The following is a 13,612-nucleotide window of genomic DNA, read 5'->3' on the forward strand; positions in this document are numbered from 1 at the left end:
CACAACTCATGAACAAGAATCGGATCGGCTTCATCGGTCTCGGCAACATGGGTGGACGCATGACACGGCGTCTCGTCGACGCGGGCATCGCCGTGTTGGGCTACGACACCGTGCGTGAACGCATCGACACCGCCGGCGCGAAAGCAGCCGGCACCGTGGGTGAAGTGATCGCATATGCGGACGTCGTGATGATGTCGCTGCCGGACAGCAAGGTCGTCGAGGCGGTCGTGGAAGGCGAGGACGGCGTGCTCGCGCATTGTCGCGCGGGGCAGATCGTCGTCGATCTGAGCACGGCCGCCGCCAGCTCGACGATTCGCCTCGCCAAACGCTTTGCCGAGCGCGGCGTGCATTACGTCGACGCCGGCATTTCGGGTGGCGCGGCGGCGGCGGAGAAGGGCTCGCTCACGTTGATGGTGGGCGGCGATGCCGACGCCGTCGCCGCGCTGCAATGGGCCTTCGCACCGATCAGTTCGAAGGTCGCGCACATGGGCGAGAGCGGCGCGGGCCACACCACCAAGCTGCTGAACAATTTTCTGAACGCGGTGAGCCTCGCCGCCAGTGCCGAAGTGATGGTGGCGGGCAAGAAGGCGGGGCTCGACCTGCATCTGCTGCTCGATGTGCTGAACAGCAGCAGCGGTGTCAATTTCGCCACGCTCAACCGTTTCCCGAAGATCGTCGATGGTGACTATCTGGAAGGCGGCCTGACCGGCAAGCTGATGACCAAGGACGTGGTGCTGTACGTGGACCGCGCGCGCGAACTCGGCGTGATGTCGCTGAATTCGGCCGGCCCGCTCGCGAGCTTCGGCCTGGGCACTGCGCTGGGTTACGGCGACGTGATCAGCAACCGTGTCGTCGATGCGATCGGCGATGTGTCGGGCGGCGTGCGGCTGTTCGATGGAGCACACAAGGAGAAAAACGCATGAAGGTCTTTCACGGCAGAGCGGCCGGCGCGATATCCGAGCGCCGCAGCGACACGTTCACCGGCACCGTCTGGGCCGACCCGGTCATGCCGGCAACCAATGGCGTCACCATCAATACCGTGCTGTTCGAACCGGGCGGCCGCACTTACTGGCACACGCACGAGTTCGGTCAGGTCTTGCAGGTGACGGCGGGTCAGGGCTGGATCTGTCTGGACGGCGAAGAACCGCAGCCGATCCGCCAGGGCGACATCGTGTTTATCGGACCGAACGAGCGGCACTGGCACGGCGCGAGCGAAAACAGCTACATGGTCCATATCGCGACGTCGATCGGCAAGGGCACGTGGCAGGAAGAGGTGGCAGCGCAAGATTATCCGGCTGCCGCGGCCCGCTAGCGCGATCACGAGCGCACTGGATGCGCGTGCGGTGCGCAGGTTGGCCCCGCACGCGCAAAGAACATCCACCGTATTTCCATCGATGGAATCACGTCATGACCCAGACTATGCCGCAGCCGGATCTGTCGCGCCTTCGCGACGAACTCGTCGACCTGCACGGCAAGGCGAGTCCCGAATGGGACAGCCTCGTGCGCCTCGACCCGCGTTTCGTCGACGCCTACCTGAAGTTCGCGGGCGTGCCGCGGCGCAGGAATCATCTCGACGACAAGACGCGCGCGTTCATCGCGCTCGCCGCTGACGCATGCGCGACGCAACTGTATGCGCCGGGCGTCGCGCGCCATATCGAACGGGCGTTGTCGTTCGGTGCGACCCGCGACGAGTTGATCGAAGTGCTGGAGTTGATCAGCACGATCGGCATTCACACCAGTAATGTCGGCGTGCCGGTACTGCTCGAAGTACTCGAAGAAGAAGGTTTGCGTCACGGCGCGCCTCAACCCGATGAGCGCCGGCAAAAACTGAAAGCCGAGTTCGAGACGAACCGCGGCTACTGGCATCCGACATGGGAAGGTCTCCTCGAACTGGATCCGGATCTTTTCGAAGCGTATGTCGAGTTTTCTTCGGTGCCGTGGCGCACCGGCGTGCTGAGCCCGAAACTCAAGGAGTTCATGTACTGCGCATTCGACGCGTCCGCTACGCATCTCTACGTGCCGGGCCTGAAGCTGCACATGCGCAACGCGCTGCGCTACGGCGCGAGCGCCGAGGAACTGATGGAGTTGTTGGAGATCGTCAGCGTGACGGGGATTCACGGCGCGGAATTGGGCGCGCCGCTGCTGGAAGCCGCTCTCGCGCGCAACGCGGCGGTGGGGAACGCGCATGCATAATCCAGCGAGACGCGCGTCTGTGTTTTCTGTCTATCCGGCGGCGCGCGAGCGGGCTGCGTCAAACGCCTGGTCTGTGCAGCGCAACGCGAGGGCCGGTGCGCCACATTCGGCGTGGCGCGCAATGCAGTCGGCGCCGCTTTCGGTACTCGCGTCGAACGAAAGCGAGCATGCGCACGTGCTCGCTGTCGCGATTCTTGGCTACAACTAGCGTGTCCGTCGATATGACCTCACAATCGGCCACGCTTGTCGTGCTGCGTCACGGTCAGTCGGTCTGGAATCGTGCCAATCGCTTCACCGGCTGGAGCGATGTCGGTCTGTCGGATCAAGGGGAGGCCGATGCCCGGCGCGTCGGCGAGCGTTTGCGTGAAGCGGGTTTCCGTTTCGATCTGGCGGTGACGTCGGCGTTGTCGCGCGCCACCGATACCCTCGCGCACGTGCTGCGCACCCTCGACCAGTCACAGCCTGAAACCGTGCGCTCGTGGCGGCTGAACGATCGCCACTATGGCGCGTTGACGGGCATGGAAAAAGACGTGGCCGCGCTCGCCTACGGTGCGGACCGTGTGCGGCAATGGCGGCGCGGCTTCGACCTTGCGCCGCCGGCGCTCGATGCGGACCTGCACGCGGCATTGGTGCGCGCGTTACATGACGATGCCATGCCCAGCGTCGATGCGCTGCCGCGCACCGAAAGCTTGCGCGACACATTGCGGCGTGTGCTGCCGCTGTGGGACGACTGCGTTGCTCCTGCACTGACGCGCGGACAGTCGGTACTGATGGTGGGGCATGGCAACTCGTTGCGCGCGCTCTTCAAGCAACTCGACGGCATCGGCGACGACGCAATCGCCTCGGTTGAAGTCGCGCATGCGGAACCGTTGGTCATGACTTTCGACGCAACGCTTCGCGTCACTTCCCGCGTGCCGCTAGCAGCTCTGCCGGCCCGCCGCTGAAACCCGCGCTGGCTCGCCATTTTTACGCGCGGTGCGAGTCAAAAGCTGCCTGCAACGATGCCCGCTCACGTATCATGGAGGCTGGATCTTGTCGGACGGGAATACAATAATGTCAACAGACATGGACGTGATCAGACCTGAGACGCTGCGGCATCAGGTGGAAAACGTGCTGCGCCAGGCTATCGTAAGCGGGCGTTTCGCGCCGGGTGCGCGCCTGATCGAGCGCGAGTTGTGCGAGACGCTCGGTGTAAGCCGGACGTCCGTGCGCGAAGCGCTGCGCAAGCTCGAGGCAGAAAAGCTGGTACGCAGCGTCCCGCACAAAGGCCCCGTCGTCGCGGTGATGTCAAAAGAAGAGGCCGTCGAGTTGTATGCGTTGCGAGGGCTACTCGAAGGTTTTGCCGCCCATGAGTTCGCCCGCCTTGCCAGCGACGACGCCGTTGCTCGCTTTGGCGAGGTCGCGAAGGAACTGCGCGCCGAGGCAACGGCGCAAAACCAGAAAGGCGTGCTACGCGCGAAAACCGCGCTCTATGATTTGCTGCTGGAGAACTGCGGCAACGCGCTAATCCAGGAAATCCTCAATAGTCTCTATTCGCGCATCAATCTGTTGCGCTCCACTTCGCTGATGCATCCGGAGCGGCTGCCGAACAGCTTGCGCGAAATCGACCGTCTTTATAAGGCCTTGAAGGCAAGAGACGGCGAGGCCGCGCAGAACCTTGCACGGTTGCATGTCGCCAATGCCGAGAAGGCGGCGCTACGGATGCTGGATAAGGCGGAGTAGTCGGTGGGCGACCATGCCTTCTCCGGCAAGATCGCCATCTCTCATTGACGACGGGAGGCGAATACGCAAGCCATCTCGCCTCTGGAGTCTTCAATGTAGCAGGACCGTCTCCGCGGACGTCACGTCGCGCAAAGGCGTGCGCCGGATCAGATACGTAACGACGATCGCCGCCGCAAACAGAAAATATCCGAGAATATAGAAGCTGCTGGACAGATTGCCGCCGCGTGCATAGAAGCCGACGACAAGCGGCCCAACCACGCCACCGAAACTCGCGAACATGTTGATCAGGGCGATCGAAGGCGCGGCCTGATTACGCGGCACTTTGCTGATCACCCAGGCCCACCATGTGCCGCTCGGCGAGAACAGCCCCGCGCCGGCGATGCAGAACATGATCATCGTGAACACCAGGCCGCCGTCGATATAGTGCTGCGCCAGCAGCGCCGCGCCCGCGACCACCAGCGGTACGGCGACGAACCAACCTCGCGAGAGAGATGACGGCCGGTCGGATAACCACGAGTTGATGAACATCGAAAACGCTCCGAATAGCGACGGCAGCGCGGTGAGCCAGCCAACTGCGGCATAGCCGTGGGCGAAGTACTGCTTGATGAGACTGGGCATCCACAGGCCAAAACTGAAGATCACCATGATCCAGGAGAGCGCGACGACTGCCAGCAACCAGACGGTGGATTGCTTCAGCACACTGCCAAAACTGTCGTCGGCGCCGGTGCCGGCAAGACGCTGCTGCGTGATGAAATCACGCTCGGACGTGGACAGCCAGCGGTCTGTGGCAGGGTCGTCCGAGACGAATAGCCACACGAGCACCGCCATCGCGATGGCCGGCAAACCTTGCAGGATGAACATCGTCTTCCAGTGAAACACGTCGATCATCCAGCCCGCGAGCGGTGCCATGACCACCGACGACAGCGGCAGCGCATATTGCGCGAATGCGATGCCGCGCGCCCGTTCGCGCGCCGGGAACCAGCGCACGAAGATGACCGAAAACGACGGCCATATCACGCCCTCGGCGAGCCCCATGATGACGCGAACAGTGATCAACGCGGGCAGCGTGTGCACCATCCCGGTCAGGCACGCCATCACGCCCGTGATGAGCATCGATACGGCGATCACGCGGCGTGGCCCAATACGCGTCGAGAGCCAGCCGCCGGGAATCTGCGTGACGAGGTAGCCCCAGAAAAACGCCCCCAGCAGCGCGCCGGTAATCGTGGTGCCGAGTTGCAGGTCGCGCGCCATCTGCGGCGCCGCCACGCCGATGTTGGTGCGATCCGCGAACGCAACCAGGTAACTGATGAATACGATCAGGCCCACACGCAGCCAGCGTGACTTGCCGATTCGTGCCGTGTCGAGTGCGGTGTCCATCGTGTGTCTCCTCCGTCTGTGACGTCGTAGTAGTTGGCGATCCGGCTGTGTGATGTCAGGAAACGGCCGGTCAGGAAACTGCCGGTCAGGAAACGGCCGCCTGCTTCTCCAGCGCCGCGATTTCTTCCAGCACGATGGGTAGCGCCAGTTCGAAGCTCGCCATGCCCATCGTGCTCGCCAGTTGCATGACTTCGAGAATCTCGGCTGGCGTCGCGCCATACTTCAGCGCGTTCTCGATGTGCACATGCGTGCCGGGGACGTATTGGTGCGTCACCGACACGTCGACGGCGATGTACATGAACTCCTTCACCTTTGGCGCAAGCTTGCCGTGTACCCAGGGAACCGACGAGAACGTCGTGAACGCTTCGAAGAAATCCGGATCGAGCGCGAGCGTGCCGTCCCAGATCGCGCTCCAGTAGCCACGTTTCTCCGTGAACTCGCGCTTGATCGCCTGGCGCCGCGGATCGGCGTGACGCGCATCGATTGCATTGCGCGGATCGCCGGCGACTTTTTCTTCCAGCACCGGCATGCCGATCACGCATGCATGAACGCCGATTACGCTGATGAGTTCCAGCGTCTCCAGCAGTTCGTCGCGAGTCGCGCCGAGGCGCAGCGCTTCGCGGCAAAAGCGCCGCACGCCGCTGGCGTTCAGATGCGTGACCGATGCTTCGAGAGCGAAACTTACCAGCGCCTTCACTTTCGGCTCGAGCGGACCATTGCGATAGGCGCAGCCCGCAAACGCGAGATACGCGTCGACGAAGGCGGGACTGATTTCGATCAGCGGATCGAGCGACGCGGGCCATGTGCCGCCATCGGCGACGAACGATGCGATCTGTTTCCTGAGTGACGACGAAGTCATTGGGTATCCGAAATGATGTGTGAACGGCTCCGCGTGAGATCTCTGGCCATGACGGCAATCAAGCAGAAACGCGCATGAGGTGCTGCTTATCTTATGAGCGGCCCGGCGGAACCGCAAACCGATGCATGCCCTGGAACGAGTTGTTGCTTTGCAGCGCAGCCACCATGGCCAAAGCCTCCCAACGCCTTTACCACGAGCCGACTCCCCGGTTCTCGCGGTTATGACGCGACGCATTATTAAGCGCTGCTTATACATCCCTTTTGCACATTTCAATGGACGCTGACGGTCGCCGCGCCGAGCATTCACTCACGACAACTGCAACGGGAATCCGCATGAAAGCGCTGGAAGGCTTGCGAGTGCTCGATCTGGGAACCTTCGTGGCCGGGCCGTTCTGTGCGACGATCCTTGCCGAGTTCGGCGCGGAAGTGATCAAGGTTGAGCCGCCTGAAACCGGCGATTCGCTGCGCCGGTTCGGCACCGGAACGGATTGCGGCGACACGCTGATGTGGCTCACCGAGAGCCGCAACAAGAAGTGCGTGACGCTCAATCTTGCCGACCAGCGCGGCCAGCAGATGCTTCGCGATCTGGCGGCGAGTTGCGACATCGTCGTGGAGAATTTCCGGCCGGGCGTGATCGAGAAGTGGGGCCTCGACTTCGAATCGCTGCACAAGCGCAATCCGCGCACGATTCTCGTGCGGATCTCCGCCTACGGACAGGATGGGCCGAGTCGCGGCAAACCAGGGTTCGCACGGGTCGCGCATGCGTTTTCGGGGCTCGCCTATCTGGCCGGCGAGCCGGGCCGGATTCCAGTCACGCCCGGCTCGACGTCGCTCGCCGACTACGGCTCGGGCATGTACGCGGCGGTGGGCGCGTTGATCGCGTTGCAGGCACGCGAGCGCACCGGTCGCGGTCAATGTGTCGATCTTGCGCTCTACGAGCCGATGTTCCGTGTTCTCGACGAGATGGTCCCTGCGTACCAGATGTTCGGCAAGGTGCGCGAGCGGATGGGCGCGAACGCGGTGAACGTCGCGCCGCATGCGCATTACCGCACACGCAACGAGCGCTGGGTGGCAATTGCATGCACCAACGACAAGATTTTCCGCCGCTTCGCGCACGTGCTTCAGCAACCTGAACTCGCGGACGACGACCGCTGGGGCCGCGCGTCGGCGCGGATCGCCGCGATCGATGAAGTCAATGCAACTGTGCAGGAATGGGTCGGCGCGCGCGAGCACGACGAAGTGCTGCGTTTGTGCGACGAGGGCTCGGTGCCGGCGAGCCTCCTATATAGCGTCGCCGACATTTTCGACGATCCGCAATATCAGGCGCGCGGCAATATCCGGACGATGCCGTCGCGGGCAGGCGACGTGGCGGTGCCGAATGTGATTCCGCGTTTATCGGAAACGCCCGGCGACATCGAATGGCTCGGAACGGCGCTCGGCAGCCATAACGAGGACGTATTCGGCGAGTTGCTCGGTTGCACCGGCTCGGACCTTGCCGCGTTGCGCGCGGCCGGCGTGATCTAGCGATCGAACTCACCATTACCGACGGCTCTCATGTCCCGCTTCCTTCGCACCTATCTGTTCGCACCCGCAACGCGTTCCGAGCGCTTCGACAAAGCCGCGCGCGCGGGCGCCGGCGCCGTGATCGTCGATCTCGAAGACGCGGTCGAGCCCGCGCGCAAGGACGACGCGCGGACCTCGCTCGCGAACACGTTGCCGGCGTTGGCGGACACCGCGCGTGCGTTGAAGGTGCAGTTGCTGGTCCGCATCAATAGCCACGGTACGCCGTGGTACGACGCCGATCTGGCCGCGTGCGCCGGGCTTGACCTCGACGGCATCGTGATTCCGAAAGCGGAGCACGCGGACGAGATCGCCCGCATCGCATCGATGGAGCCGCGCTGGGCGCTGCATCTGCTGATGGAAACCGCCGCGGGCTTCGACCGTCTCGCCGAACTGGCGCGTGCGCCCAACGTCGCCCGCCTCATGCTCGGCACCGTCGATCTGGCGCTCGACCTTGGCGCGAATGAAATTGGTGAGCCATTGCATTACTATCGCTCGCAGATCCTGCTGTTTACGCGCCTGGCAGGATTGCTGCCGGCCGTGGACGGCGTCTGCACGAATCTCGACGATTCCACCGCGCTCGACGCTGAAGTGCACCGCGCTCGCGCCTTCGGTTTCGGGGCCAAGCTGTGCGTGCATCCGAAGCAGATCGCGCCGGTCACCGCCGGGCTCGGTCCGGCGCCGCGCGAGGTGCAATGGGCGACGCGGGTCTGCGAAGTCGCTCAGAGCGGCGCAGCGGTGGCGGTCGACGGCAAGCTCGTCGATGCGCCGGTGCTCGCGCAAGCGCGCCGCATTCTGGAGGCGGCCGGCCATGCGTGAGCAGGCACTGAACTCAGGCGCGCTGACCGTGCCGCATTTGCGGCCTATTGTTGGCCTGCCGATGAACCTCTCGAAGCTATTTCCCGGTAAGCCGTCGAGCCGGAGCATCAACGATCTGCAGCATATCCGCGCGTTCGTCACGGTGGCGCACGAAGGCAGTCTGACCAAGGCGGCGAAGCTGCTCAATCTGACGCAGCCTGCCGTCAGCCTGCAACTGAAGAGCCTGCAGGACCAGTTGAAGCTGCGTCTGCTGGTGCGCTCGCCGCGCGGCCTGGCGCTCACCCCTGACGGCCTCAAGCTGCTGCCGTACGCCGAGCAGATTCTCGAATCGATCGGCAGCTTCGAAGTGGCCGCGGACAACCTCGTCAGCATCCTGTCGGGCACCGTGTCGATCGGCACGATTCTCAATCCACAGACGATTCGTCTGGGCGCGATCCTGCAATACATGGCGAATCGCTATCCGGAAGTGCGCACCCGTCTACGTCATTCGATGACGGGGCACGTGATCGAACGGCTCGCCAACGGCGCGCTCGACGTCGGCTTCTACCTCGGCACGCCGGCTGAAAGCGACGGCGTCGAACTGCACGCAGTGGCGCTGATGCCTATCACTTATTGCGTCATTGCGCCGAAAGGCTGGCAGGAGCGCATCAACGGACTCGGCTGGGCCGGACTTGCCGAACTGCCGTGGATCTGGACGCCGTCGTCGTCGATGCATAACCGGCTGCTCACGAGCGCATTCGACTCGGTCGGCGCGAAGCCGCAGGTGGTGGCGGAGGTCGATCTCGAAGCGTCGATGATCGAACTGGTGCGTGCGGGCGTCGGGCTCTCGCTCGCGCGCGAGTCCGTCGCAATCGACGAAGCGCAGAAGTACGGAGCGGCGATCTCGCGCGAAGTGCCGATCGAGATTCCGCTGTCGTTCATCAGCCTCGCGCGGCGGCGCGAGGAGCCGTTGATCGAAGCAATGTTCTACGCCGCGCAGATGGCGTTCGCCTGAACGCGGGAGAGTGCGGGAAAGGCAGTTTCAAAGGCGCTCGCAGCGACCGACAACATAGGAGACAGACCATGCCGGCTTATGGAGCAAACGTGGCACAACGGCTCGACGCGCTCGAGACCGGACCGTTTCACTGGCGTCTGCTGGGCCTGATCGGCGGCGGCATGTTCTTCGATGCATTCGACAATTTCCTCGCGGGCAGCGTGCTCGGCGCGCTGGTGCAACAGGGCCTGTCGGACATGCATATGAACGCGCTGTTCATTTCGATGAGCTTTGCGGGACTCACACTCGGCGCGTGGGGCGCGGGCGTGATCGGCGATCGCTTCGGGCGGCGCTTCTCTTACCAGTTCAATCTGCTCATCTTCGGCGTGACGTCGATTGCCGCGGCGCTCGCGCCTTCGATGACGTGGCTGATCGTGCTGCGTTTCATCATGGGTATCGGGCTGGGCGCGGAAATCGTCGTCGGCTACAGCACGCTGAACGAATTCACACCGGCGCATGCGCGGGGCCGCTTCTCGTCGTTGCTGAATCTGATTACGAACTCGTCGGTGCTGGTCTCGTCCGCATGCGCGTTCCTGATCATTCCGCACTTCGGCTGGCGCTGGATGTTCGCGATACCGGGCATCGGCGCGCTCGTGATCTGGTATCTGCGCAAGTCGATGCCGGAATCGCCGCGTTGGCTCGCGGCGGTCGGGCGGCATCAGGAGGCTCGCGAAGTGGTCGAGCGGATCGAGGCGCAGAGCGTGCGTCGCGATGCGCCGATTCCGAATGCGCCGCAGGAGGAAGAACCGGGACGGCTGCGCGATCTGTTCGCGGCGCGACAGATGTCGCGCACGCTGGTCGGCATCGCGGTGGTCTGCATTTCGTTCACGGCGATGTACGCGTTCGTCGCGTGGGTGCCGACCTTCCTCGTCAAGCAGGGCTTCGATATTTCGCACTCGCTGCTGATCACGTCGGCCATGTTCGCGGGCGGTCCCGCGGGTTCGTTGATCAGCATGGCGATCGCGGACAGGATCGGCCGCAAGTGGGGACTCATGATCTTTTCGGCATTGGGCGCCGCGATCGGCATGGCGTACCCGTATGTCACTCACGCGGCGACGATCGCGCTGGTCGGCTTCGGTGTGACGACATGCATCTACGTGACGTCCGCGCTGGGTGTTGCGTGCTACGTCACGGAGCTTTTCCCGACACGGCTGAGACTGCGCGGCGTGGGGCTCGCGAATGCGGCGGGACGTGCGGTAAACGTCGGCGTGCCGTACGTGGTGGCGAGCGTCTATGCGCTGGCCGGACTGCTCGGCGTCGTGACCTTCATTGCCGCGCTGTTCGCGCTGCTGGTGGTCATTCTCTCTATATTCGGCATCGAAACAAGGAAGCGCACGCTCGAGGAGGTGCAGGCGAGTACCGCGCCGGAGACCGTCATCGGCGTGGAAAAACCCATCAACATCGGAGGCATGTAAATGAGCAACGCATCGGATACGTACGAACTATTCGCGATCAAGTACGCACGGCGGGACGGCTGGCGCTGCGACAACTTCATTGGCGGCGACGACGATCACCAGAGCGCGATGCCGCTCGACTACTACGTGTGGGTCGCGAGAAACAGTGAGCGCGCCGTGCTGATCGACACCGGCTTCAACGCCGAGGTTGCCGCGAAGCGCGGGCGTGGCGTGCTGCGCTGTCCGATCGATTCGCTCCGACTCGTCGGCGTCGATCCCGATGCGGTCAGCGACGTGGTCATCACGCATTTGCACTACGACCATGTCGGCAATTTCACGCTGCTGCCGGCGGCGCGTTTCCATCTTCAGGAAACGGAGATGCATTTCGCCACGGGGCGTCACATGAAATACCGGCATTTTGCGCACCACTACGAGCCCGACGACGTCGCCGCGATGGTGAAGATGAATTTCGCGCAACGCGTGGTGATGCACGACGGTCCAGTCGATCTCGCGCCGGGTATCCAGTTGCAACCGGTCGGCGGCCATACGCCGGGTTTGCAGGTCGTGCGCGTGAAGACCGCTCGCGGTTGGGTCGTGGTCGCGTCCGATGCTTCGCACTTCTACGACAACATCGAAAATCGCCGGCCATTTTCGAACGCTTGCGATGTTTGCACGATGCTCGAAGCGTACGACACCGTCTATCGACTCGCCGATTCGAAGCAGCACGTGATTCCTGGCCACGACCCGCAGGTGCTTGAACGCTATCCGGCGCCGACGCGCGAACTGGAAGGGATTGTCGCGCGACTCGACGTGGCGCCGAACGAGATCGCCCGGTAACGACCGATAACGCCTGATAGCGCCCGATAAAGCCGCCTGAACACGCGAACGCTCATCAAGAGAACGACTATGGAAGACGAACTGCGCATCATGGCCGTGGCCGGCAATCTCGGCTATGGCTTTCCCGAAGCATCGCTGCGTAACGGCATCGCCCGCAAGCCGCACGTGATCGGCGCCGACAACGGCTCGTCCGATCCGGGACCGTACTATCTCGGGAGCGGCAAGTCGCTCATCAAGCGCGAGCAGCTGCGCCGCGATCTGGGGTTGTCGCTGAAAGCGGCGCGCGACGCTGGCGTGCCCTATGTGATCGGCACGGCGGGCACGGCGGGCGGCAAGCCGCATATGGAAGAGTTTCTCGACGTACTCGACGAAGTCACGCGACGCGACGGCTTGCGCTACAAGCTGGCGACGATTCCGGCGGAGATCGACAAGAACGTCATCAAGCAGGCGATTCGCGAAGGCCGCGTGAAATCGATGGGCGTGCTGCCCGAACTGACCGAACAGGCCGTGGACGACGCCACACGCATCGTCGCGCAGATGGGCACCGATCCGTTCGTCAACGCGTTCGAGGCGGGCGCCGACGTGGTCATCGCCGGTCGAGCGTGCGATACCGCGATTTACGCGAGTCTTGCCGCCTGGCGCGGTTTCGACATGGGCCTCGCGTTTCATATGGCGAAGCTGCTCGAATGCGGCGCGCAATGCGCCGTGCCGCTCGCCGCGAACGACTGCCTGCTCGGCACGCTGCGCCGCGATCACTTCGAACTGGAGCCGATGAACCCGGAGCGGGGCGTGACGCCTGTTTCCGTTGCCGCGCACATGATGTACGAACAGCCCGATCCGCACCATTTTTACGAGCCGGAAGGTTTGGTCGATCTCGAACATACGCACATCGAAAAGCTCGACGACCGCCGCGTGCGGGTGACCGGCAGCAAGCTGGTCGAGATGCCACCGAGCATCAAGCTCGAAGGCGTGAAGCTGCGCGGCTACCGGACGATCACCATCGCGGGCATGACCGATCCACGCCTGCTCGCGGCGGTCGATCAGGTCGAAGCGCGGGTGCGCGACGACGTTGCGCGTCTGACCGCGCTCGACATGAAGCCGGGCGAGTACGAGCTCAACTTCATCTACTACGGCCGCAATGGCGTACGCGTCGATCAGCGCGAGCCGCGTCTCGCTCATGAAATCGGCATGGTGATCGAGGCGATTGCACCCACGCAGGAACTCGCGAACATGGCGCTTTCGCTCGCGCGCAGTTCGTTCCTGCATGGCTATTTCAAGGGGCGCAAGGCGACCGCCGGCAACCTTGCCTTTCCGTTTTCACCATCGGATCTGGTTGGCGGACCCGTGTACGAATTTACGATTTATCACGTGATGCAGGTTGCCGACCCGGCCGCGCTCTTTCCCGTAACCACGACCCAGATCGGGTGATGCGATGAATCTGACCGACGTATTCGATCCTTCCCGCGGCGACACCGTTTACGACCTCGCCGAAGTGATGCGCAGCAAGAACGCTGGCCCGCTGTACCTGACCTTCGACATGATCTTTCCAGATGCCGCCGTATATCGCCGCGTGCGCGACAGCGACGTGCTGACGCCTGAGTTGGTGAGCGCGCTCTATCAGGTGGACGCGGGAGATGTCAGCATCGTTTCATTCGATGCCGCCAACGCGATCAAGATCACCATTCCCCGCACCGGACCCACATCCGGCGCGCCCGGCGATCGCGACGTGTATGGTGCTCAACAGCATGAACCGTTGATCGGGGTGCGCATTCCACCGGCAGCGCAGGCGGACTGACACTCTTTGCGCACGCGGCGCGCG

14 protein-coding genes are annotated in these 13,612 nt (G+C 63.4%); 12 read left to right on the plus strand and 2 right to left on the minus strand.

Going from position 1 to position 13,612, the window contains the following annotated elements; all coding sequences use genetic code 11:
* Window positions 1–8 precede the first annotated feature (8 nt).
* From ACQKRQ_RS01935 to ACQKRQ_RS01955, 5 genes are all read left to right on the plus strand, one after another.
* Window positions 9–923, plus strand: a complete 915-nt coding sequence (locus tag ACQKRQ_RS01935) for an NAD(P)-dependent oxidoreductase (protein ID WP_132378305.1) — start codon at window positions 9–11, stop codon at window positions 921–923.
* Window positions 920–1,312: a cupin domain-containing protein gene (locus tag ACQKRQ_RS01940; protein ID WP_132378303.1), complete on the plus strand. Its 393-nt coding sequence runs from the start codon at window positions 920–922 to the stop codon at window positions 1,310–1,312. Before ACQKRQ_RS01935 ends, ACQKRQ_RS01940 begins: the two co-directional genes overlap by 4 nt.
* Window positions 1,313–1,407: 95 nt before the next feature.
* Window positions 1,408–2,193 (plus strand): carboxymuconolactone decarboxylase family protein, encoded by a 786-nt coding sequence (locus ACQKRQ_RS01945; RefSeq protein ID WP_427474834.1) that lies wholly within the window; start codon window positions 1,408–1,410, stop codon window positions 2,191–2,193.
* 221 nt (window positions 2,194–2,414) lie between these two features.
* Window positions 2,415–3,137 carry a 2,3-bisphosphoglycerate-dependent phosphoglycerate mutase gene (locus tag ACQKRQ_RS01950; RefSeq protein ID WP_427474835.1) on the plus strand — a complete coding sequence of 241 codons (723 nt, stop codon included), beginning with the start codon at window positions 2,415–2,417 and terminating at the stop codon, window positions 3,135–3,137.
* 109 nt (window positions 3,138–3,246) lie between these two features.
* Window positions 3,247–3,915: a GntR family transcriptional regulator gene (locus ACQKRQ_RS01955; RefSeq protein ID WP_132378295.1), complete on the plus strand. Its 669-nt coding sequence runs from the start codon at window positions 3,247–3,249 to the stop codon at window positions 3,913–3,915.
* Between the two features lie 90 nt (window positions 3,916–4,005).
* On the opposite strand, the gene ACQKRQ_RS01960 is transcribed toward ACQKRQ_RS01955, so the two are convergent.
* Window positions 4,006–5,292, minus strand: a complete 1,287-nt coding sequence (locus ACQKRQ_RS01960) for an MFS transporter (protein ID WP_427474836.1) — start codon at window positions 5,290–5,292, stop codon at window positions 4,006–4,008.
* Window positions 5,293–5,377: 85 nt separating this feature from the next.
* A complete protein-coding gene (locus ACQKRQ_RS01965) occupies window positions 5,378–6,151 on the minus strand; it encodes a carboxymuconolactone decarboxylase family protein (RefSeq protein ID WP_427474837.1) in 774 nt (257 codons plus the stop codon).
* A gap of 332 nt (window positions 6,152–6,483) precedes the next feature.
* Between ACQKRQ_RS01965 and ACQKRQ_RS01970 the strand changes: the two genes are divergently transcribed.
* The 7 genes from ACQKRQ_RS01970 (at window position 6,484) to ACQKRQ_RS02000 (ending at window position 13,588) form a co-directional block, all read left to right on the plus strand.
* Window positions 6,484–7,674 carry a CaiB/BaiF CoA transferase family protein gene (locus ACQKRQ_RS01970; protein WP_427474838.1) on the plus strand — a complete coding sequence of 397 codons (1,191 nt, stop codon included), beginning with the start codon at window positions 6,484–6,486 and terminating at the stop codon, window positions 7,672–7,674.
* A 30-nt stretch (window positions 7,675–7,704) separates the two neighbouring features.
* Complete coding sequence (locus tag ACQKRQ_RS01975; protein WP_427474839.1) at window positions 7,705–8,529, plus strand: HpcH/HpaI aldolase/citrate lyase family protein; 825 nt, start codon at window positions 7,705–7,707, stop codon at window positions 8,527–8,529.
* A complete protein-coding gene (locus tag ACQKRQ_RS01980; protein ID WP_342960625.1) occupies window positions 8,522–9,523 on the plus strand; it encodes a LysR family transcriptional regulator in 1,002 nt (333 codons plus the stop codon). Before ACQKRQ_RS01975 ends, ACQKRQ_RS01980 begins: the two co-directional genes overlap by 8 nt.
* Window positions 9,524–9,591: 68 nt before the next feature.
* Complete coding sequence (locus tag ACQKRQ_RS01985) at window positions 9,592–10,977, plus strand: MFS transporter (RefSeq protein ID WP_427474840.1); 1,386 nt, start codon at window positions 9,592–9,594, stop codon at window positions 10,975–10,977.
* Complete coding sequence (locus ACQKRQ_RS01990; protein WP_132378283.1) at window positions 10,978–11,793, plus strand: N-acyl homoserine lactonase family protein; 816 nt, start codon at window positions 10,978–10,980, stop codon at window positions 11,791–11,793. It abuts the gene before it with no gap.
* Between the two features lie 69 nt (window positions 11,794–11,862).
* Window positions 11,863–13,221: an acyclic terpene utilization AtuA family protein gene (locus tag ACQKRQ_RS01995; protein ID WP_408291607.1), complete on the plus strand. Its 1,359-nt coding sequence runs from the start codon at window positions 11,863–11,865 to the stop codon at window positions 13,219–13,221.
* Between the two features lie 4 nt (window positions 13,222–13,225).
* On the plus strand, window positions 13,226–13,588 hold the full coding sequence (locus tag ACQKRQ_RS02000; protein WP_132378279.1) for a DUF4387 domain-containing protein: 363 nt from the start codon (window positions 13,226–13,228) through the stop codon (window positions 13,586–13,588).
* Window positions 13,589–13,612 lie beyond the last annotated feature (24 nt).

It is taken from the genome of Paraburkholderia sp. NPDC080076 (assembly GCF_050281145.1).
GTDB lineage: Bacteria > Pseudomonadota > Gammaproteobacteria > Burkholderiales > Burkholderiaceae > Paraburkholderia.

What these genes read in the sequence shown, in the direction of transcription:
- ACQKRQ_RS01935 (WP_132378305.1), top strand. Translation starts at nt 9, where the DNA reads ATGAACAAGAATCGGATCGGCTTCATCGGTCTCGGCAACATGGGTGGA.
- ACQKRQ_RS01940 (WP_132378303.1), top strand. Translation starts at nt 920, where the DNA reads ATGAAGGTCTTTCACGGCAGAGCGGCCGGCGCGATATCCGAGCGCCGC.
- ACQKRQ_RS01945 (WP_427474834.1), top strand. Translation starts at nt 1,408, where the DNA reads ATGACCCAGACTATGCCGCAGCCGGATCTGTCGCGCCTTCGCGACGAA.
- ACQKRQ_RS01950 (WP_427474835.1), top strand. Translation starts at nt 2,415, where the DNA reads ATGACCTCACAATCGGCCACGCTTGTCGTGCTGCGTCACGGTCAGTCG.
- ACQKRQ_RS01955 (WP_132378295.1), top strand. Translation starts at nt 3,247, where the DNA reads ATGTCAACAGACATGGACGTGATCAGACCTGAGACGCTGCGGCATCAG.
- ACQKRQ_RS01960 (WP_427474836.1), bottom strand. Translation starts at nt 5,292, where the DNA reads ATGGACACCGCACTCGACACGGCACGAATCGGCAAGTCACGCTGGCTG.
- ACQKRQ_RS01965 (WP_427474837.1), bottom strand. Translation starts at nt 6,151, where the DNA reads ATGACTTCGTCGTCACTCAGGAAACAGATCGCATCGTTCGTCGCCGAT.
- ACQKRQ_RS01970 (WP_427474838.1), top strand. Translation starts at nt 6,484, where the DNA reads ATGAAAGCGCTGGAAGGCTTGCGAGTGCTCGATCTGGGAACCTTCGTG.
- ACQKRQ_RS01975 (WP_427474839.1), top strand. Translation starts at nt 7,705, where the DNA reads ATGTCCCGCTTCCTTCGCACCTATCTGTTCGCACCCGCAACGCGTTCC.
- ACQKRQ_RS01980 (WP_342960625.1), top strand. Translation starts at nt 8,522, where the DNA reads ATGCGTGAGCAGGCACTGAACTCAGGCGCGCTGACCGTGCCGCATTTG.
- ACQKRQ_RS01985 (WP_427474840.1), top strand. Translation starts at nt 9,592, where the DNA reads ATGCCGGCTTATGGAGCAAACGTGGCACAACGGCTCGACGCGCTCGAG.
- ACQKRQ_RS01990 (WP_132378283.1), top strand. Translation starts at nt 10,978, where the DNA reads ATGAGCAACGCATCGGATACGTACGAACTATTCGCGATCAAGTACGCA.
- ACQKRQ_RS01995 (WP_408291607.1), top strand. Translation starts at nt 11,863, where the DNA reads ATGGAAGACGAACTGCGCATCATGGCCGTGGCCGGCAATCTCGGCTAT.
- ACQKRQ_RS02000 (WP_132378279.1), top strand. Translation starts at nt 13,226, where the DNA reads ATGAATCTGACCGACGTATTCGATCCTTCCCGCGGCGACACCGTTTAC.